This is a genomic window from Streptomyces racemochromogenes, from assembly GCF_044129415.1.
Lineage (GTDB): Bacteria > Actinomycetota > Actinomycetes > Streptomycetales > Streptomycetaceae > Streptomyces > Streptomyces racemochromogenes_A.
Genome location: NZ_JBBDHD010000034.1, coordinates 18370 through 38327, shown reverse-complemented (window position 1 = coordinate 38327; position 19958 = coordinate 18370). Strand labels below are relative to the sequence as shown.

At 72.4% G+C, this 19958-nt stretch carries 17 protein-coding genes; 13 read left to right on the top strand and 4 right to left on the bottom strand.

What is annotated here, in order from left to right:
• Positions 1-76: 76 nt before the first annotated feature.
• On the bottom strand, positions 77-961 hold the full coding sequence (locus tag WDV06_RS15815) for a L,D-transpeptidase family protein (RefSeq protein ID WP_395510379.1): 885 nt from the start codon (positions 959-961) through the stop codon (positions 77-79).
• Positions 962-1124: 163 nt separating this feature from the next.
• Here WDV06_RS15815 and WDV06_RS15810 point away from each other — a divergent pair, with 163 nt between their 5' ends.
• Together WDV06_RS15810 and leuE are read left to right on the top strand one after the other, a co-directional pair.
• Entirely contained in the window at positions 1125-2720 is a 1596-nt protein-coding gene (locus tag WDV06_RS15810; RefSeq protein ID WP_395510378.1) for an acyl-CoA mutase large subunit family protein, read from the top strand.
• A 45-nt stretch (positions 2721-2765) separates the two neighbouring features.
• Positions 2766-3422, top strand: coding sequence for a leucine efflux protein LeuE (gene leuE, locus WDV06_RS15805; RefSeq protein ID WP_395510377.1), 657 nt, complete (start codon positions 2766-2768; stop codon positions 3420-3422).
• A gap of 10 nt (positions 3423-3432) precedes the next feature.
• Here the strand turns inward: leuE and WDV06_RS15800 are convergent, their stop codons facing one another.
• A complete protein-coding gene (locus WDV06_RS15800; protein ID WP_395510376.1) occupies positions 3433-4776 on the bottom strand; it encodes a polysialyltransferase family glycosyltransferase in 1344 nt (447 codons plus the stop codon).
• Positions 4773-5753 (bottom strand): glycosyltransferase family 2 protein, encoded by a 981-nt coding sequence (locus WDV06_RS15795; RefSeq protein ID WP_395510375.1) that lies wholly within the window; start codon positions 5751-5753, stop codon positions 4773-4775. Before WDV06_RS15795 ends, WDV06_RS15800 begins: the two co-directional genes overlap by 4 nt.
• Positions 5754-5908: 155 nt before the next feature.
• On the opposite strand from WDV06_RS15795, the gene WDV06_RS15790 reads away from it, so the two are divergent.
• From WDV06_RS15790 to WDV06_RS15740, 11 genes are all read left to right on the top strand, one after another.
• On the top strand, positions 5909-7369 hold the full coding sequence (locus WDV06_RS15790) for a DUF6716 putative glycosyltransferase (RefSeq protein ID WP_395510410.1): 1461 nt from the start codon (positions 5909-5911) through the stop codon (positions 7367-7369).
• 305 nt (positions 7370-7674) lie between these two features.
• Positions 7675-8595, top strand: a complete 921-nt coding sequence (locus WDV06_RS15785) for an N-acetylneuraminate synthase family protein (protein ID WP_395510374.1) — start codon at positions 7675-7677, stop codon at positions 8593-8595.
• 36 nt (positions 8596-8631) lie between these two features.
• Complete coding sequence (locus WDV06_RS15780) at positions 8632-9774, top strand: hypothetical protein (protein ID WP_395510373.1); 1143 nt, start codon at positions 8632-8634, stop codon at positions 9772-9774.
• A 136-nt stretch (positions 9775-9910) separates the two neighbouring features.
• Positions 9911-11155, top strand: coding sequence for an amidohydrolase (locus tag WDV06_RS15775; protein ID WP_395510409.1), 1245 nt, complete (start codon positions 9911-9913; stop codon positions 11153-11155).
• 230 nt (positions 11156-11385) lie between these two features.
• A complete protein-coding gene (locus tag WDV06_RS15770; protein WP_395510372.1) occupies positions 11386-12453 on the top strand; it encodes a BMP family lipoprotein in 1068 nt (355 codons plus the stop codon).
• 197 nt (positions 12454-12650) lie between these two features.
• On the top strand, positions 12651-14375 hold the full coding sequence (locus WDV06_RS15765) for an ABC transporter ATP-binding protein (protein WP_395510408.1): 1725 nt from the start codon (positions 12651-12653) through the stop codon (positions 14373-14375).
• Positions 14372-15487, top strand: coding sequence for an ABC transporter permease (locus WDV06_RS15760; protein WP_395510371.1), 1116 nt, complete (start codon positions 14372-14374; stop codon positions 15485-15487). Before WDV06_RS15765 ends, WDV06_RS15760 begins: the two co-directional genes overlap by 4 nt.
• Positions 15484-16749 carry an ABC transporter permease gene (locus WDV06_RS15755; RefSeq protein WP_395510370.1) on the top strand — a complete coding sequence of 422 codons (1266 nt, stop codon included), beginning with the start codon at positions 15484-15486 and terminating at the stop codon, positions 16747-16749. Before WDV06_RS15760 ends, WDV06_RS15755 begins: the two co-directional genes overlap by 4 nt.
• Complete coding sequence (locus WDV06_RS15750; RefSeq protein ID WP_395510369.1) at positions 16746-17144, top strand: cytidine deaminase; 399 nt, start codon at positions 16746-16748, stop codon at positions 17142-17144. Before WDV06_RS15755 ends, WDV06_RS15750 begins: the two co-directional genes overlap by 4 nt.
• 138 nt (positions 17145-17282) lie before the next feature.
• The gene (locus WDV06_RS15745; protein WP_395510368.1) at positions 17283-18560 is read left to right on the top strand and encodes a thymidine phosphorylase; all 1278 of its coding nucleotides are present in this window, start codon (positions 17283-17285) and stop codon (positions 18558-18560) included.
• A 98-nt stretch (positions 18561-18658) separates the two neighbouring features.
• Positions 18659-18994 carry an STAS domain-containing protein gene (locus tag WDV06_RS15740; protein WP_395510367.1) on the top strand — a complete coding sequence of 112 codons (336 nt, stop codon included), beginning with the start codon at positions 18659-18661 and terminating at the stop codon, positions 18992-18994.
• Here the strand turns inward: WDV06_RS15740 and WDV06_RS15735 are convergent.
• Entirely contained in the window at positions 18890-19906 is a 1017-nt protein-coding gene (locus WDV06_RS15735) for a sigma-70 family RNA polymerase sigma factor (RefSeq protein ID WP_395510366.1), read from the bottom strand. The genes WDV06_RS15740 and WDV06_RS15735 overlap by 105 nt on opposite strands.
• Between the last annotated feature and the right edge of the window lie 52 nt (positions 19907-19958).

Sequence of the window (19958 nt, the reverse complement as noted above, 5' to 3'; positions counted from 1 at the left end):
GGCACGTTCCCCCGGCCCTGCCCGCGCCCTCTCCCTCCCACGGCTGCGGCCGGTCGGTCGGTCGACCGAATCAGGGTCACCAGTAGACGACGACCTTGTCGCCGACCTTCACCTGGTCGAACAGCGCCGACAGCTTCGCCTTGTCCCGGACGTTCACGCAGCCGTGCGAGGCGCCGGCGTAGCCGCGGGCCGCGAAGTCGGCCGAGTAGTGGACCGCCTGGCCCTGGCTGAAGAACATCGAGTACGGCATCGGCGTGTGGTAGATCGTCGACGTCCAGTCCTTCGCCTTCCACTCCACCTGGAAGAGGCCCTCGCGGGTCGGCGTGTTCTCCGAGCCGAAGCGCACGTCCATCGACGAGACCACCTTGCCGTCGATCATCCAGGCGAGGGTGCGGCTCTCCTTGCTGATGCACAGGACCCGGCCCTGCAGGCAGCGCGGGTCCGGGGCGGCCACCTCGTTGGTGGTCGGCGGGCGCAGCTCCTCCTCCGTCGGCTTCCTGCTGAGGTCCTGCACCTTCCGCCAGGTGGCCTCGTCCACCGCACCGGTCGCGTCGAGCCCGTGCCGGGACTGGAAGGCCTTCACGGCGGCGGTGGTCTTGGAGCCGTAGAACCCGGTGGGCGCGCCCGACATCAGCGTGAGCTGCCGCAGGCGGGCCTGGAGCTCGCGGACCTGGTCGTTCTCGTCACCGTTGGCCATGACCGGCTTCACGGCGGGGGCCCCGGACCGCGAGGGCGGGGCCGACGGAGCGGCCGACGGGGACGCGGACTCCGTGGGTGACGGCGCGGGCGAGGAGGCGCCCGGCTTGTCGTCCTGCCCGGAGGGGGAGGCCGAGGAGGGCGCGACCGGCACCGAGGACGCCGCCGGGGCGGAACCGGAATGCTGGGGACCGCAGGCGGTGGCGGCAAACGCGACGGCGGCGGCCAGGCCGAGCGTGCGGATGGTGGCTCTCTGTCGGTGCATCGCGGATCCCCCGAATTCATCGTCGTGTATCCAGGTGATGCCTCACGGGCGTGGACAGTTGCGGACGAACCCGCAATGTTGCGCCATTGTGACCAGCGGTCGTCGCGGGCACGGTGGTACCGGCCCCAGGCCGGTCGGCTCCACGGACACGGAGGTCCACCGCATGGTCCGTCCCACGGCCCGCACCGAGAGCGGCATTCCCATCGAACCCGTCTACGGGCCCGCGGACCTCGCGGGATGGGACCCCGGGAGCAGGCTCGGGGTGCCCGGAGGGTATCCGTTCACCCGGGGCATCCATCCCGCGATGTACACGGCCCGGCCCTGGACCATGCGGCAGTACGCCGGCTTCGGCACGGCCGCCGAGTCCAACGCCCGCTACCGGCGGCTCATCGAGGGCGGCGGGACCGGCCTGTCCGTGGCCTTCGACCTGCCCACCCAGATGGGCCACGACTCCGACGCCCCCCTCGCCGCCGGGGAGGTCGGCAAAGTCGGCGTCGCCGTCGACTCCGTCGAGGACATGCGGGTGCTCCTCGACGGCATCCCCCTCGACGGGGTCTCCACCTCGATGACCATCAACGCCCCGGCCGCGCTGCTGCTCCTGATGTACCAGCTGGTCGCCGAGGAGCGGGGCATCGCGGGGTGCCGCCTGACGGGCACCATCCAGAACGACGTCCTGAAGGAGTACATCGCGCGCGGGACGTACATCTTCCCGCCCGGGCCCTCGCTGCGGCTGACCGCCGACACCTTCCGCTACTGCCGCGCCGAACTCCCCAAGTGGAACACCATCTCCGTGTCGGGCTACCACATGGCCGAGGCGGGGGCCTCGCCCGTGCAGGAGATCGCCTTCACCCTCGCCGACGCCGTCGCCTACGTCCGCACCGCCCTCGCCGCCGGGATGGCCGTCGACGAGTTCGCGCCCCGGCTGTCCTTCTTCTTCGTCGCCCGCACCACCCTCCTGGAGGAGGTGGCCAAGTTCCGCGCGGCCCGGCGGATCTGGGCCCGTGTCATGCGGGAGGACTTCGGGGCCAAGGACCCCAGGTCGATGATGCTGCGCTTCCACACCCAGACCGCAGGGGTCCAGCTGACGGCGCAGCAGCCCGAACTGAACCTCGTACGGGTGGGCGTGCAGGCGCTGGCCGCCGTCCTCGGCGGGACGCAGTCGCTGCACACCAACTCCTTCGACGAGGCCATCGCCCTGCCGACGGAGAAGGCGGCCCGGCTGGCGCTGCGGACCCAGCAGGTGCTGGCGTACGAGACGGACGTGCCGCACACCGCCGACCCCTTCGCCGGGTCCTACGCCGTGGAGCGGATGACGGACGAGGTGGAGGAGGCGGCCCTGGCCCTGATGCGCAGGGTCGAGGACCTCGGCGGGGCGGTCGCGGCGATCGAGGCCGGCTTCCAGAAGGCGGAGATCGAGGCCAACGCCTACCGGATCGCGCGGGAGCAGGAGGCCGGGGCGCGGGTCGTGGTCGGGGTGAACCGCTTCGCGCTGGAGCAGGAGGAGCCGTACGAGCCGCTGCGCGTCGACCCCGCGGTCGAGGCCCGGCAGTGCGAGGCGCTGGACCGGCTGAGGGCCGGGCGGGACGCGGAGGCCGTGCGCCACACGCTCGACGAGCTGAGGGAGGCGGCGGCCGGCACGGAGGAGAACGTCCTGCACCCGATGAAGGAGGCACTGCGGGCACGGGCCACCGTGGGCGAGGTGTGCGGGGTGCTGCGGGAGGTCTGGGGGACGTACGAGCCCGCCGGTCTCGGGTCGTGAAACCCACTGGCGTGACAGGTGCGTACCTATGGGACACTCCTGCGCATGCTGGGTGTGACAGATCTTCCTACTTATCTCGCCGCCGTGGTGCTGATCGTCCTGCTGCCGGGGCCGAACTCCCTGTACGTCCTGTCCGTCGCCTCGCGGCGCGGGGTGAAGCAGGGCTACCGGGCCGCCTTCGGCGTGTTCACCGGGGACACCGTCCTGATGGTGCTCACGGCCGTCGGCGCGGGGGCGCTGCTCAAGGCGAGCCCCGTGCTGTTCGGCGTGGTCAAGGTGCTCGGCGCCGGCTACCTCGGCTGGCTGGCCGTGGGCATGCTGCGGGCCGCGTGGGCCATGTGGCGGGCGCGGCGGACGCATGACGAGGAGCCGGAGCCGGCCGCCGGCGCGGGAGCGGCGGGCACGGCCGAGCGGCCCTACCGCCGCGCGCTGGTGGTCAGCCTGCTCAACCCGAAGGCGATCCTGTTCCTGCTGTCGTTCTTCGTGCAGTTCGTCGACCCCGGGTACGCCCACCCGGCGCTGTCGTTCCTGCTGCTCGGAACGATTTCCCAGCTGGTCAGCCTCGCCTACCTGTCCACCCTGATCTTCACCGGCACCCGCCTGTCGGCCGCCTTCCGGCGCCGCAAGAGGCTGTCGGCCGGGGCGACGTCGGCAGCCGGCGTGATCTTCCTCGGCTTCGCCGCCAAGCTCGCCGCCGGCTGACGGGCGCCGGTCAGGAGCGCGCGCCGAGCCGGCCCAGCCGTCTGCGGAGCCGGTGCGCCGCCCGCCGCACGGCGCGGTTGCGGGGCAGGAACGCCAGCCGCCGCGGGATCCCGCCCGGCAGCCCCAGCGCCGCCAGCCGGCGGCGCCCGAAGTAGCGCCGGGTGTACGGGTCCAGGTGCCGGGCGAGGTACGCCTCGGCCGCGGCGCGCCGGTCCGGCAGGATCCGGGGCTGCATGGTGAAGCCCACCGCCGCGACCAGCCCCGCAAGATCGGCGGGCGGATCCTGCGGCGGCCCGTCCAGGTCCGGGACCAGCGCGTCCACCAGCGTCAGCGGGATCCGGTTGCTGTTCTGGTACGGGGCCAGCCGCTCCAGCAGCGCCCCGGTGCCGGTCCGCGCCACCGGGATCCCGTACAGCGCCCGCGCCGTCAGCAGCCCGGTCGAGAAGCAGCCCACCACCAGGGCGGGGCGCAGCCGCCGGTACAGGGTCTCGGCCGGCACCGGCGCGTCCAGCACCGTCAGCCGGACCCCGAGCCGGTCGGCCTCCGCCGCGGCCCGCCGCGCGTACGCCGCCGGGGCGTTCGGGTGCGGTTTGAACACCAGGTCCCGGTGGCCCCACTCGTGGGCCCCGCGCACCATCGCGGCGTGCAGTTCCTCCTCCTCGTCGGGGGACATCAGCTCCAGCACCGACAGGTACTGGCCCAGCAGCAGCGCCGGCGGCTCGTCACCCGCGCGGGGGGCGGGGAGCCGGCCGAGCGGGTCCGCCAGGTCCGCCAGCTCGGCGAAGACCTTCAGGACGGCCGGGGCCGGGACCGCTTCGGCCCGTACCCCGAACTCGGTCAGCAGCAGCGGCTCCAGCCCCGGGACCAGGTCCACGTGCAGCACCCGCCGCACCCGCATGCCGATCTGCGGGTCGAGCCGGAAGCGGGTGGGCCCGTACGACATGAGCCCGTCGGCGTAGACGTCGATCGCGGCGCCCGGGAACAGCCGGCACAGGCTCTGTGCGGGCGGCACCTGGAGGGACTCCACGACCAGCTCGATCCGGTCCCCGCCCAGCCCCCACAGCCGGCGCAGCTGGCGCTCCCACAGCGGGACGTCCTCCGGGCGGGGGGCCCAGACGCCGGGGTGCTGCGGGGCGACGACCGCGTTCCAGTCGATCACCTCGTCGAAGCGGGTGCGCAGCGCGGCGAACCCCGGCGCGGCGTCGAGGCCGCGGGTGACCTCGGGGGCGGGGGAGTGGTTGCTGGTCAGCAGCACGCGGCGGCCGGCCGGCGGAAGACACCCGGAGTCGAGGGCCGCGGCGAGGGTGGCCGTGCCGTAGAGGGTGGAGGCGAGGAAGACCTGCGTCACGTTCACGCGGCGGCCCCGGAGGCGGCGCGCGTGCGGCGACGGAGCCTGCGCAGCAGGGCGGAGCGCTCGGCGTCCATCGAGTCCAGGGCCTCGTCCAGCGCCGCGCGGGGCATGCGGGCGAGCGCGTCCGCGCTCATCGACCGGAGTCTTTTCGCCACGGCCGGTTCGAACCTTTCGATCGAGCCGATATGGTGCGCGATAATCGCGCAGTACGTTCGGACCGCTTTGGGGATCAGGAGTTCGGATTCCCGGTCGGCGGCCGTCTCCGCGAGCACCTGGTCGAATGCCCGGATGAAATCGAGCTGGCGCTCGTCCCCGATCTGCGTCAACGAGGTGGAAATACCGCGCCGGTAGAAGACCCCCGGCAGGCCGACCGCGGCGAACGAATCCGCCTCCCGGTGCAGCCGCCAGATCCACGGCCGGTCCTCCGCCGTCCGCAGCCCGTCGGTGAAGTGCAGCAGCCCCCGGTCCAGCAGCCGCCGGTGGTACATCCCGGCCCAGGCGTACGGGTAGTCCACCGCGGTGGCCCGCGAGGCCGGCGTGATCCCGGCGCGCGGATCGGCGACCACCGACTCCGGCCCGTACGGCACGCGCCGCACGGACCGCTCCCGGCCCGTCACCCGCACGTGGTCGGTCCGGACGAAGTCGCAGCCCAGGGCCTCGATGGCGGCCAGCGTGCGGGACAGGTGACCGGGCGCCAGCCAGTCGTCGCCGTCCAGGAAGGCGATGTAGCGCCCCCGCGCCGCGTCCAGCCCGGTGTTGCGGGCGGTCGCCAGCCCGCCGTTGCGCTCCCGTCTCAGCAGCACCGCCCCCGGCAGGGCCGCGGCGGCGCGCTCCAGCAGACCGGGCGTCCCGTCCGTGGAACGGTCGTCGACGAGCAGGAACTCGAAATCCTCGCGGGCGTCGAGTTCGAGGCTCCGCAGGGCATCCGGTGCGTATGTCTGCACGTTGTAGAACGGCACGACCACAGAGAGCTTCAGCACCCGGGAGACCTTAGGGCGCGGCCCGGCATTCACCGTGGCCCCGGTGCGTATTCCATGTGAACGACGCGGGGCGGTCGCGTTAACCAGGGCGCTTTCGCATTTCGTCGACGGGTTGTTAACCCGCCGTTGTGCGCTCGTTGGGCCGACCACCGGAAATGCGGAATAACTTCTGCCGGGTGCCAGTGCCACTCAGCAGAAGCCGGGCCGATCAAAGGATCGCCGTCCTCGCCGATTCCGACACGCGGTGGAAATGGGGCGCCCTCACGGCCCGCCGCCTCGCCCCCTCCGAAGGCTCTGCGGGCCACCGGACCACCGGGTACCTCCTGCGCGGCCGAGCCACTCCCACCGCCCGCCAGCTCGGCGAGGCGGGGGTCGGGGCCGACGCCGCGCCCGTGGAGGTGACCTGCGCGGAGTTCCTCGCGGAACTCGGGCGGCGGCGCTACGACGTGGTCGTCCTCGCCCTCGTCGGCGGGGCCGTCCAGGCCGTCCTCCACGGCGCGCGCGCCCTGTGGCCGGAGCCCGCCCGGCGGCCGGTGTTCGTCACGGGGTACGTGGGCGTGGTCTACGAGAAGCTCGCCGACGGGCTGCTGCTGCGGCACGGCGCCGACCTGGTCCTCGCCAACTCCCGCCACGACGCCGAGCGCTTCCGCGCCGTCTACGGGGGCGTGGGCGCCGACCCGGACGCCGTGACGGAGACCGCCCTGCCCTTCCTGGACGGGGCCCCTCACGAGCCCGCCCGGGCCGGCGCCCACCGGGTGGTGTTCGCGGTCCAGCCCTCCGTACCCGAGGGCCGCGCCGACCGCGCCTACCTGCTGGGCCGGGCGGCCGGACACGCACGGCTCCATCCGGACCGGGAGGTCCTGGTCAAACTCCGCAGCCGGCCGGGGGAGCACACCACCCACCTGGAGGAACACCCCTACCAGCGCCTGGCCGAACGCCTCCCGGGCGGCCTCCCGCCGAACCTGCGGCTGGCCTACGGCCACATGGGCGAGGTCCTGGACACCACCGACCTGCTGGTCACGGTCTCCTCCACGGCCGCCCTGGAAGCCCTCCACCGCGGCATCCCGACCGCCGTCCTGACCGACCTCGGCATCCGCGAGTCCCTCGGCAACCAGCACTTCCTCGGCTCGGGCTGCCTGGCCTCGTGGGACCAACTCGACGCGGGCCTGCTCCCGCGGGGCAACCCGGCCTGGCTGTCGTCCCACGGAGTACCACCCCCCGACCGCCGGAACCCGTCCGACGGGACGGGAGCCACGTGGCCTCCGGCGTCCCGCGCCGACCGGCCGCCCGCGCCGGCCGACGGGCGTCCCGCCGGGCCGGATCCCGCCGACCCGTACGCCCCCGCCCGGGAGCGAGTGGCGCGGCTGCTGGAGCGGGAGTGGCTCGCGCCCGTGGCGCCGTACTACACGCTCGAAACCGCCCCCGGATACCTCCCCGGCATCCTCGCCCGCCAGCACCTCGCCCCCGACGGGACCCCGCTGCCCGGGGCCCTGCCGCGCGGGGAGTCGGCGGTGCGGCGGTGGGTGCGGGGGCGGCTGCGCGAGGCCGCCCGGGGGGCCTACCGGCACGGGGTGCAGCGCGTGGCCCCGGCGATCCGCCGCCTGGGCGACCTGTGAACCCGGCCGCCCCGCCCCCCCTGGCGCCGTCCCTGCCCCGCCCGCCGCCCCCACGGCTTCCTCCGGCGCCGCGGGCCCGACGGAGCCGGGAGCGGGGTCGACCACGTGCCCTCGTACCGGCCCGGGGAGCTCCGGGGGACCGGCGCCGCCCACCCCATGACCGCCGCCCGGCACCGCTTCTTCGAGCCGGCGCGGGTCCTGGAGCTCGACGCTCCGCACGACCCCGGCCGTGCCCGCCTCCTCGCCCCCTCCCCGACCCGGCTCCGGCCACACCCCGGCGCCCCCAGCGAAGGACACCCGACGCCATGACCGTCGCCCCCCTCAACCCCCGCCTCCGCACCCTCGGCACGCGCATCGCCGGCCCCGGCCGGCCCGTCTACGTCGTCGCAGAGATCGGCATCAACCACAACGGCGACCTCGGAACCGCCTTCGCCCTCGTCGACGCCGCCGCCGAGGCCGGATGCGACGCCGTCAAGTTCCAGAAGCGCACCCCGGAACTCTGCACCCCCCGCGACCAGTGGCACGTCGAACGCGACACCCCCTGGGGCCGGATGACCTACATCGACTACCGCCACCGCGTCGAGTTCGGCGAGGCCGACTACCTCGCCATCGACGAGCACTGCGCCAGGCGCGGCATCGCCTGGTTCGCCTCCCCCTGGGACACCGAGGCCGTCGCCTTCCTGGAGAAGTTCGACCTCCCCGCCCACAAGGTGGCCTCCGCCTGCCTCACCGACGACGAGCTGCTGCGCGCCCTGCGCGCCACCGGCCGCACCGTCGTCCTCTCCACCGGCATGTCCACCCCGCAGCAGATCCGGCACGCCGTCGAGGTGCTCGGCAGCGAGAACGTCCTGCTCTGCCACGCCACCTCGACCTATCCGGCCAGGGCCGAGGAGCTCAACCTGCGGGTGATCAACACCCTCCGGGAGGAGTACCCCAACGTCCCCGTCGGCTACTCCGGCCACGAGACCGGCCTCCAGACCACCCTGGCCGCCGTCGCCCTCGGCGCCGTCCTCGTCGAACGGCACATCACCCTCGACCGCGCCATGTGGGGCTCCGACCAGGCCGCCTCCGTCGAGCCCGGGGGCCTGGCCCGCCTCGTGCGCGACATCCGCACCATCGAGACCGCCCTCGGCGACGGCGTCAAGAAGGTCTACGACTCCGAGCTCGCCCCCATGAAGAAGCTCCGCCGCGTCCCGGGCACCCTCCCCGCCCCCGCGGCGTCCTGACCGTCCCCGGCCCTTTTCCCCAGAGCGGAGCACGTCGTGAACCCCTCAGCCCCCACCCTGGCCCTCGTGGAGAGCCCGGTCCAGCTCCTCAACGTGCTGGAGTGGGCCCACGCCCTCCGCGGGGACGGCGGCCCGCTGCTGAGCGGCGTCCCCCGACAGCCGGGCCCCGCCGCCGGCCGCGGCCGCACCGGTCCGCGCCCGCCCGCCGACGGGCTGCGCATCGTCGTCCTGCCCCCCACGGACCCCATGTCCCGGGGGCAGCTGCGCCGAGTGGCCGGGATCGCCCGGGGCGAGGGACACGCCGTCCACTGGCAGGAGGCCCGCGGCGGCACCGGGTCCCCCGCGGGCGCCCTGACCTCCCTCGGCCCCGCCGTGCGCCGGGCGCGGCGGATCGTGGTCGGCGACCCCTTCTCCCGCCTCATCCAGCTGCTGCTGGTCCCGGCCCGGGCCGCCGAGCTGGTCGTCGTGGACGACGGCACGGCCACCATGGAGTTCGTCGCGCAGCTCGGCCGCGGCGAGCGGCTGCGCCGCTGGCACCGCACCGGCGGCGAGGCCGCGGCCCGGGCGCGGGAGCTCGCGTACGCCCCGGTGTCGGCCGCCGCGCGGCGCCGGCTGACCGCGCGCGCCGGACGCGCCCTCGAACTGTTCACCTCGATGCCGCTCACCCCGCCGCCCGGAGCCCGGCTGCGGGTCAACGACTTCGCCTGGACCCGGGCCCGCTTCGGCCCGCCCCGCCTGACCCGGGGCACCGACCTGGTCGGCACCTCCCTGGTGGAGACCGGGGTGGTCGACCCCTTCCGCTACCTGGACGCGGTGCGCGCCCTGGCCCGGGAACACGGCGTGACCCGCTACTTCGCGCACCGCCGCGAGTCGCCGGAGAAGCTGCGCGCGCTGAGCGAGGCGACCGGGCTGGAGATCGTCCGCCCGGACCTGCCGCTGGAGCTGATCGCCCGGAGGGGCCCCATCGGCCGTACGGTCGTCAGCTTTCCGTCCACGGTCGTCCACACGCTGCCGTACGCGCTCACCGGCACCGGCGTGACCGTCGCCGTATGCGGTATCGACCCCGCCTGGCTCACCGCCACCGCCCCTCCCAGGGCCCGCGGCTTCCTCGCGGGCGTCACCGACACCGCCCGTGATGTGCGCAGACTCGCCCTTGGAGCGGCTCCTGCGGCCGGATGAGCGCGCGAGTTTACCCCCGGGCGCATCCGATCATGCGTCCAGAGGCGTTTTTCTTTCCCCTAACGGCATGAATTTCTGGTGATCTCCCGACAGTTGACCCATCCGTGCGCCTACCCTTAAACGGGTGAACCAGTTGATGTCCCGCGAGTCCCTGCCCGCCCTGCCCGGCAAGCCCGACCGGCCCGAGCTGCCCGGCAAGCTTCCGGATCACCTGCGTGCCGAACTGATCGCCTTCCGACGCGACTTGCACATGCACCCCGAGCTAGGACACCAGGAGTTCCGCACCACGGCGGCGATCAAGGCGCGGCTGGAGAAGGCGGGGCTTCGACCACGGGTGCTGAAGTCCGGCACGGGGCTGATCTGTGACGTCGGCACCTGGGACGGGGGGCGGCCCATGCTGGCCCTGCGCGCGGACATCGACGCCCTGCCCATCCCCGACGCCAAGACCCACGTCTCGTACCGCTCCACCGTCCCGGACCGGGCCCACGCGTGCGGCCACGACGTGCACACCTCCGTCGTCCTCGGCGCGGGGCTGGTGCTCGCCGAGCTCGACCGGCAGGGCCTGCTGCCGCGCCCGGTGCGGCTCCTCTTCCAGCCGGCCGAGGAGGTCCTGCCGGGCGGAGCCACCGAGGCGATCGACTCCGGGGTGCTGGAGGGCGTCGGGCAGATCATCGCGGTGCACTGCGACCCCCGCGTGGACGCCGGACGGATCGGCCTGCGGGCCGGCCCGATCACCTCGGCCTGCGACCGGCTGGAGGTCACCCTGTCGGGCCCCGGCGGTCACACCGCCCGCCCGCACCTGACCACCGACATGGTGACGGCCGCCGCCCGCGTCGCCGTCGACGTGCCGGCCCTGCTGGCCCGCCGGATGGACGCCCGCTCGGGCATGTCCGTCACCTGGGGCCGGATCGAGTCCGGGCACGCCTGCAACGTCATCCCGATGCACGCCGAGCTCTCCGGCACGGTCCGCTGCCTGGACCTGAACGCCTGGCACGACGCCCCGGACATGATCCACGCGGCCATCGACGAGGTCGCGACGATGCACGGCGCCAAGTTCGAGATCAACCACGTGCGCGGCGTCCCGCCCGTGGTGAACGACCCGGTGGTCGCGGAGCTGCTCCGCGAGGCCATGGCTGCCCGGCGCGGCAACGAGTCGGTCGAGGACACCGAGCAGAGCCTCGGCGGCGAGGACTTCTCCTGGTACCTGGAGCACGTCCCCGGCGCCATGGCCCGCCTCGGCGTCCGCAAGCCCGGCGACACCGCCAAGCGGGACCTGCACCGGGGCGACTTCGACGTCGACGAGTCGGCGATCGGGGTCGGGGTGGAGTTCTTCACGGCCGCCGTCCTGCTCGACGGGCGCCGTTCAAGGCCCTCCGTGTAAAAAATCAAGCAAAGCTCCGTACGACATCCGGCGGTCCGCTGCCGGAGCTGTCCAGCCCTTGGTACACAAGGGCTGGACCTTCTCGCGGTTACCAATCGGTCACTGTCCGGTTCGCGACGATCCGATAACGACTCATGAACGGGCCTTTAACTGACATCTACGCGCGTTACGATCGCCGCGAAACCAGCGCCGGTCGTGGCGCTTCGGTCAGGTTTTGAAGGAGCCTCCCCTTGCGCCGGATCACCAGGATCGCCACCGTGGGCATCGCGTCCGCGGCGCTGGCCCTCTCGGCCACCGCCTGTGGCGGAAAGAAGTCCTCGGACGCCTCGTCCTCCTCCTCGTCCTCCTCCGAGGCCAAGAGCGCCAGCGCCGCCATCGCGTACGACGTCGGCGGCCGCGGTGACCAGTCGTTCAACGACGCCGCCTACGCGGGCCTGGAGAAGGCCGAGAAGGACCTCAAGATCAAGACCGCCGAGGCGGAGCCGACCGAGGGCGAGAGCGAGGCCGACAAGGTCCAGCGCCTCACCGAGCTGGCGCGCAAGGGCAACAACCCGGTCATCGGCGTCGGCTTCTCCTACGCCCCGGCCATCGAGAAGGTCGCGAAGAAGTTCCCGAACACCACGTTCGGCATCATCGACGACACCTCGAAGACCGGCCCGAACATCGCCAACCTGGTCTTCAACGAGGAGCAGGGCTCCTACCTGGCCGGCGTCGCCGCCGCCAAGGCGTCGAAGACCGGCACGGTCGGCTTCATCGGCGGCGTCGAGGTTCCGCTGATCAAGAAGTTCCAGGCGGGCTTCGAGCAGGGCGTCAAGGACACCAACCCGAACGCCAAGGTGCTGTCGGCCTACCTGACCCAGCCGCCGGACTTCTCGGGCTTCGCCAAGCCCGACCTCGGCAAGGCCGCCGCCAAGGGCCAGCTCGACGGTGGCGCCGACGTGATCTACGCCGCCGCCGGTCTCGCGGGCTCGGGCGCCATCGAGGCCGCCTCCACCGCCGGCAAGTGGGCCATCGGCGTCGACTCGGACCAGTACAACCAGCCGGGTCTGGCGAAGTACAAGGACCACATCCTGACCTCGGTCACCAAGGACGTCTCCCTCGCGGTCTTCGACCTGATCAAGTCGGTCAAGGACGGCAAGCCGGAGGCCGGCGAGGTGCGCTACGGCCTGGACAAGAACGGCGTCGCCCTGGCCGACTCCAACCCGCAGTACAAGGCGATGGCCGACGTCACCGCCGCGGTGGAGAAGGCCAAGGCCGACATCATCGCCAAGAAGATCACCGTCAAGACCGCGCCGTAAGGTTTCGTCTGACGCGCAGTCGCGGTCTCCGGGGTCCGGGAGCGGTCTCAACCGCTCCCGGACCCCGAACCGCGTCTTCGCTACAGTCCGTGAAGACTTGTGGTCAGTTGGCCGCAAGTTTTCACTTTCGACAGTGCTACGCGCGTAGAGGCAGCGTGGACGCGATACCGTCCCTCTCCCGCCCACCCGCCCGGCCGATTCCCGCCCTGTCCTCCTGCCACTTGGCTCAATTCCGGCTCCTTCCGCGCCAAGGAGAGTGCGTCATCAACGCGTCCAGCCCCCCTCTCGCCGTAGAACTGCACGGCATCACCAAGCGTTTCCCCGGCGTCGTCGCCAACAAGGACATCGCCATCTCCGTCCGCAAGGGCACGGTCCACGCCCTCATCGGTGAGAACGGTGCCGGCAAGTCGACCCTGATGAAGATCCTCTACGGCATGCAGAAGCCGGACGAGGGCACCATCGCCATCGACGGGGAGCAGGTCTCCTTCAACAACCCCGGCGACGCCATCGCCCGCGGCATCGGCATGGTCCACCAGCACTTCATGCTGGCCGACAACCTCACCGTGCTGGAGAACGTCGTCCTCGGCGGCGAGAAGCTCTACGGCATCGGCGGCAAGGCCCGCAAGAAGATCATGGAGATCTCGGACGCGTACGGTCTCGGCGTGCGCCCCGACGCCCTGGTCGAGGACCTCGGCGTCGCCGACCGCCAGCGCGTGGAGATCCTCAAGGTCCTCTACCGGGGCGCCAAGACCCTCATCCTCGACGAGCCCACGGCCGTGCTCGTGCCGCAGGAAGTGGACGCGCTCTTCGACAACCTGCGCGGACTCAAGGCCGAGGGCCTGACCGTCATCTTCATCTCGCACAAGCTGGGCGAGGTGCTGAAGGTCGCCGACGACATCACGGTCATCCGCCGCGGCACCACGGTCGGCACCGCCGACCCGAAGACGGCCACGACCAAGCAGCTCGCCGAGCTCATGGTCGGCACCGAGCTGCCCTCGCCGGAGACCCGCGAGTCCACGGTGACCACCACCCCGATGCTCAAGGTCGAGGGCCTGACCGTCGCCGAGTCCGGCGCGGTCACCACCCCCGAGACCTCGGCGCCCGCCCTGGGCGACTCCGACACCGACCTGCGCGAGGTTCCGGCCGCCGGCCGTCTCCTGCTCGACGGGATCGGCTTCACCATCCACAAGGGTGAGATCCTCGGCATCGCCGGTGTCGAGGGCAACGGCCAGACGGAGCTGATCGAGGCCCTCATGGGCATGATCACCCCCGACGCGGGCGTCATCACCCTCGACGGCGCCGACATCACCAAGATGCCGGTCCGCAAGCGCCGCGAGGGCGGCATCGGCTACATCCCCGAGGACCGCCACCGGCACGGCCTGCTCCTGGAGTCCCCCCTCTGGGAGAACCGCATCCTCGGCCACGTCACCGAGAAGCCCAACTCCAAGGGCGGCATCCTCGACCCGAAGGCCGCCCGCAAGGACACCGAGCGGATCGTGCGCGAGTACGACGTCCGCACCCCCGGCATCGACGTCACCGCGGCCTCGCTCTCCGGCGGCAACCAGCAGAAGCTGATCGTCGGCCGCGAGATGAGCCACAACCCGAAGTTCCTGATCGCCGCCCACCCCACCCGCGGCGTGGACGTCGGCGCGCAGGCGCAGATCTGGGACGCCATCCGCGAGGCCCGCCGCGAGGGCCTGGCCGTGCTCCTGATCTCGGCCGACCTGGACGAGCTGATCGGCCTGTCCGACACGCTCCGGGTCATCTACCGCGGCCGCCTGGTCGCCGACGCCGACCCTGCGACGATCACCCCCGAGGAGCTCGGCACCGCCATGACCGGCGCCGCCAGCGGGCACCTCGAAGCCCAAGACGACCACTCCGCCGGGGTCGACGGCGACACCACGGAGGACGAGGCCCGATGAAGAAATTCGACAAGGACCGGCTGCTCCTGGCAGCCGCCGGACCGGTGCTGGCGCTGGTCAGCGCCCTCCTGCTGACCATGATCGTGCTCGCCGCCTCGGGCGTGGACCCGATCGACCCGCTGCGGATCATGATCGAGCAGGCGGGTTACGAGGACATCCAGGTCCTGATCGTCAACCAGGCCGGCATCTACTTCCTGGCCGCCCTGGCCGTGGCCATCGGCTTCCGGATGAACCTCTTCAACATCGGCGTGGACGGCCAGTACCGCCTCGCGGCGATGGTCTCCGCCGTGGTCGGCGCGGCGGTCTCGCTGCCCGCGCCGCTGCACATCCTGCTGATCGTGCTCATCGCCATGGCGACCGGTGCCTTCTGGTCCGGTATCGCGGGCGTCCTCAAGGCCCGGCGCGGGGTGAGCGAGGTCGTCTCCACGATCATGCTCAACGCCATCGCGACCTCCCTGATCGCCTGGCTGATCCTGCCGAAGAACCTCGGCGTGCAGCCGGCCGGCTCCAACGACCTGACCACCGGTGACATCCCGGAGTCCGGCTGGTTCCCGGCCGTCTCCCTGCCCGGCGGCGACATCTACGGCTTCACCTTCGTGGCCTTCGCCCTCGGCCTCGTCTACTGGTTCGTCCTCAACCGGACCCGCTTCGGCTTCGACCTGCGCGCCTCCGGCGCCAGCGAGTCCGCCGCGCAGGCCTCCGGCGTCGAGCCCAAGAAGATGATCATGACGGCGATGCTCATCTCGGGCGCCGTCGCCGGTCTGACCGGTATGCCGCTGCTGCTCGGCGAGTCGCACACGTACAACCTGTCCTTCCCCCTGGGTGTCGGCTTCACCGGCATCACCGTCGCTCTGCTCGGCCGCAACAACCCGATCGGCATCTTCTTCTCGGCGTTCCTGATCGCCTTCATCGACAAGGCGTCCGCCGGTCTCGACACCGAGGGCTACGCCAAGGAGATCGGCACGATCATGCAGGGCCTGATCGTCATCGCGGTCGTCGTCAGCTACGAGCTCGTCCGCCGCTACGGCATCCGCCGCCAGCAGCAGAAGGTCGGCGAAGAGCTGGCCGCCGGCCATGCCCTCAAGACCGACAACAAGGAGGTCGCGGCGTGAGCACCAGCACCGTTTCCGCGACGAGCGCCGCGCCCAAGAAGGGCGGCGGCCGCCGCAAGCTCACCCTGCCCTGGATCCTGCTGATCATCGCGGCCGGCCTCGCGCTGGTCTCGGTCGTCCGCCTGATCTCCGGGGCCAACGACCTGACCTCGGTCGGTCAGTTCTCCGGCGCCCTCCAGCTCGCCGTGCCGATCGCCCTCGCGGGCCTCGGCGGCCTGTGGGCCGAGCGCGCGGGCGTGGTCAACATCGGCCTCGAAGGCATGATGATCCTCGGCACCTGGTTCGGTGCCTGGGCCGGCTACCAGTGGGGCCCCTGGACCGGTGTCGTCCTCGGCATCATCGGCGGCGCGCTCGGCGGTCTGCTGCACGCGATCATCACCGTGACCTTCAACGTGAACCACATCGTCTCCGGTGTGGCGATCAACATCCTGGCCGTCGGCTTCACCCAGTACCTGTCGAACTTCACCTTCGACAAGACCCCGGGCGGCTCCTCCAAGCAGTCCCCGCGCATCGACCCGATCACCGAGATCACCATCCCGGGGCTCTCGGACTGGTTGGCGACGCTCCAGGGCAAGCACTGGTTCCTGATCTCCGACGCCGCCGGCGCCCTCGGCGGGCTGGTCACCAACCTCTCGCTGCTGACCGTCGTCGCCGTGCTGCTGGTCCCGCTCACCTGGTGGGTGCTGTGGCGCACCGCCTTCGGCCTGCGCCTGCGCTCCTGCGGTGAGAACCCGGTCGCCGCCGAATCCCTCGGCGTCAACGTCTACAAGTACAAGTACATCGCCGTGATCGTCTCCGGCGCGATGGCCGGCCTCGGCGGCGCGTTCCTCGCGATCGTCTCCACCGGCATCTACCAGGAGGGCCAGACCGGCGGCCGCGGCTACATCGGTCTCGCCGCGATGATCTTCGGCAACTGGATGCCGGGCGGCATGGCCCTCGGCTCGGGCCTCTTCGGCTTCACCTACAGCCTCCGCCTGCGCGGCGGTGCCGAGAACGTGCACGCGATGCTCCTGCTCCTCGCGATCCTGCTCGTCCTCGCCGTCGCCTGGCAGCTGTACAAGAAGAAGTACGTCCAGGCCGCGATCGCCGCGGTCTGCGCCGCCGGGCTCTTCGCCTGGTACGCGCTCACCGACCAGGTGCCCAGCCAGTTCGTGGACGCCGCCCCCTACGTCACGACGCTGCTGGTGCTCGCCCTGTCGGCGCAGCGCCTGCGGATGCCGAAGGCGGACGGCATGCCGTACCGCAAGGGCCAGGGCAAGTGACCCCGGCACCCACGGTGGACTGGGAAGCCCTGCGGGCGGCCGCCCGGGACGCGATGACCCGCGCGTACGCCCCGTACTCGGGCTTCCCGGTCGGGGTGGCCGCGCTGGTCGACGACGGCCGGGTGGTCACCGGCTGCAACGTCGAGAACGCGAGCTACGGTCTCGGCCTGTGCGCCGAATGCGGCCTCGTCTCCTCCCTCGCGGCCACCGGCGGCGGCCGCCTCACCCACTTCACGTGCGTGGACGGCAAGGGCGAGAGCCTCGTCCCGTGCGGCCGCTGCCGGCAGCTGCTCTACGAGTTCGGCGGCCCGGAGCTGCTGGTGGACACACCGGACGGGATCCTCCCGCTGAGCGCGATGCTGCCGCAGGCCTTCGGGCCCGACCACCTCAGATAGCCGTGACGACGGCCCTCAGCCCAACCGGGCGGAGGGCCGTCGGCCGTCTTCGAGCCGGGCTCGACCCCCGCCTGGAACTCCTTGAACCACCCAGAACTCCCTCCCCTCATCTCTATGCGCGTAGAAGGAAGTCACCTCATGGACGTCATCTCCGTCATCCGGACCAAGCGGGACCGCGGTGAGCTCAGCCCCGAGCAGATCGACTGGGTCATCGACGCCTACACCCGCGGGATCGTCGCCGACGAGCAGATGTCGGCGCTCGCCATGGCCATCCTGCTCAACGGCATGAACCGGGCCGAGATCGCCCGCTGGACCGCCGCGATGATCGCCTCCGGCGAGCGGATGAACTTCGACTCCCTCTCCCGCCCCACCGCCGACAAGCACTCCACCGGCGGCGTCGGCGACAAGATCACCCTCCCGCTCGCCCCGCTCGTCGCCGCCTGCGGCGCGGCCGTCCCGCAGCTCTCCGGCCGCGGCCTCGGCCACACCGGCGGCACCCTCGACAAGCTGGAGTCCATCCCCGGCTGGCGCGCGCTGCTCTCCAACGAGGAGATGCTGAACGTCCTCGACACCACCGGCGCCGTCATCTGTGCCGCCGGCGACGGCCTGGCCCCGGCCGACAAGAAGCTCTACGCCCTGCGCGACGTCACCGGCACCGTCGAGGCCATCCCGCTGATCGCCTCCTCGATCATGTCGAAGAAGATCGCCGAGGGCACCGGCTCCCTCGTCCTCGACGTGAAGGTCGGCTCCGGCGCCTTCATGAAGAACATCGAGGACGCGCGCGAGCTGGCCTCCACCATGGTGGCCCTGGGCACCGACAGCGGCGTCAAGACCATCGCCCTGCTCACCGACATGTCCACCCCGCTCGGCCTCACCGCCGGCAACGCGCTGGAGGTCCGCGAGTCCGTCGAGGTCCTGGCCGGCGGCGGCCCGGCCGACGTGGTCGAGCTGACCATCGCCCTCGCGCAGGAGATGCTGACGGCCGCCGGCATCAAGGACGCCGACCCGGCGAAGGCCCTCGCGGACGGCTCCGCGATGGACGTGTGGCGCCGGATGATCTCCGCCCAGGGCGGCGACCCGGACGCGGCCCTGCCGGTCGCCCGCGAGCAGCACGTGGTCACCGCCTCCGCCTCGGGCGTCCTGACCCGCCTCGACGCGTACGCGGTCGGCGTCGGCGCCTGGCGCCTGGGCGCGGGCCGCGCCCGCAAGGAGGACCCGGTGCAGGCGGGCGCGGGCATCGAGCTGCACGCCAAGCCGGGCGACACCGTCACCGCCGGCCAGCCGCTGATGACCCTGCACACGGACACCCCGGAGAAGTTCGAGTACGCCCTGGCCTCCCTGGAGGGCTGCTACGACGTCGCCCCGGCGGGCACGGCCTTCACGGCCGACCCGATCGTCCTGGACCGCATCGCGTAGGCACGGCCGGGGCGGGGAGCCGACCGCTGCGCGCAGCCGTCTCCCCGCCCCGCCCTCGCGCCCCGATGAGTTCCGCGGTCAGGGACGGTCATCCACCCGTGGAGATCACGACCCTGGCCCTGGACGGGCCCCAGCCGGACATCCCCGCGCTCTGCGCCCGCGTCGGCGAGGCCTGCCGTGACGGCCCGCCACGGCAGCTGGTCTGCGACGCGAGCCGGGCCGGCAGGCCCACCCTCGCCACCGTCGAGGCCCTGGCCCGCATGGCCCTGACCGCGCGGAGCCACCGCACCCCCTTCACGGTCACCGGCGCGCCCCCCGCCCTCCGGGCCCTACTGGACCTCGTAGGACTCGTCGAGCTCCTCGGGGAGCCCGAACAGCGGGAACCAGCGGGCGGTGTCCAGGAAGGCGTTCAGCCCGACGATCCGCCCCTCTGACACCTCCAGCACCTGGAGCGCCCACGGCACGTGCCCCGGCCGGCCGTCCTCGCGCGGCCGGTACTGCCCGAAGGCCGGCAGCCCGTTCGCCGTGGTCGGTATCAGGCGCGAGCCCTTGCACCCGATGCCCTGGTTCAGATGCCAGGCCGCGATGTCCGCGTGCCCCTGGAGCCACAGGTCGAACGGCGGCATCGACAGCACCGCGTCCTCGTGCAGCAGGGTGGTCAGGCGGGTGATGTCGTAGGCCTCGAAGGCCGACAGGTACTGCTCCAGCAGCTTCGCCTGCTCCGCGTCCAGCGGGTCCTTCGGCTCGCTCGGCCGCAACGCCTGCCCCGACAGCGTCGCCCGGGCCCGCTGGAGGGCGCTGTTGACCGAGGCCACCGTCGTCTCCAGGAGCTGCGCCACCTCGTCCGCCTTCCAGGCCAGCACCTCCCGCAGGATCAGCACCGCCCGCTGCTTCGCCGGCAGGTGCTGGAGCGCCGCCACGAACGCCAGCCGCACCGACTCCTTCGCCAGCGCCATCTCCGCCGGGTCGGCGGTCTGCGGCAGCACCCGCCCGTCGGGCACCGGCTCCAGCCAGGTCACCTCCGGCCGCTCGTTGAGCACCGCCGACGCCTGGTGCTGCGGGGCGGTGAGGTCCATCGGCCGGGCCCGCTTCTTCCCGGCGTTCAGCAGGTCCAGGCAGACGTTCGTGGCGATCCGGTACAGCCACGACCGCAGCGACGAGCGGCCCTCGAACTTCCCGTACGCCCGCCAGGCACGGACGTAGGTGTCCTGTACCGCGTCCTCCGCGTCGAAGGACGAGCCGAGCATCCGGTAGCAGTACCCGGTCAGCTCGACGCGGTAGCGGTCCATCGCCGCGTCGAGCTCCGGGTCGAGCTCCGGTGAGGTGGTGGTCGAGAGGTCGCTCATGGCTGCCGTCCCCCAGGGTGTCGTCCGTCACTTCGGAACCTACCCGAGGGGT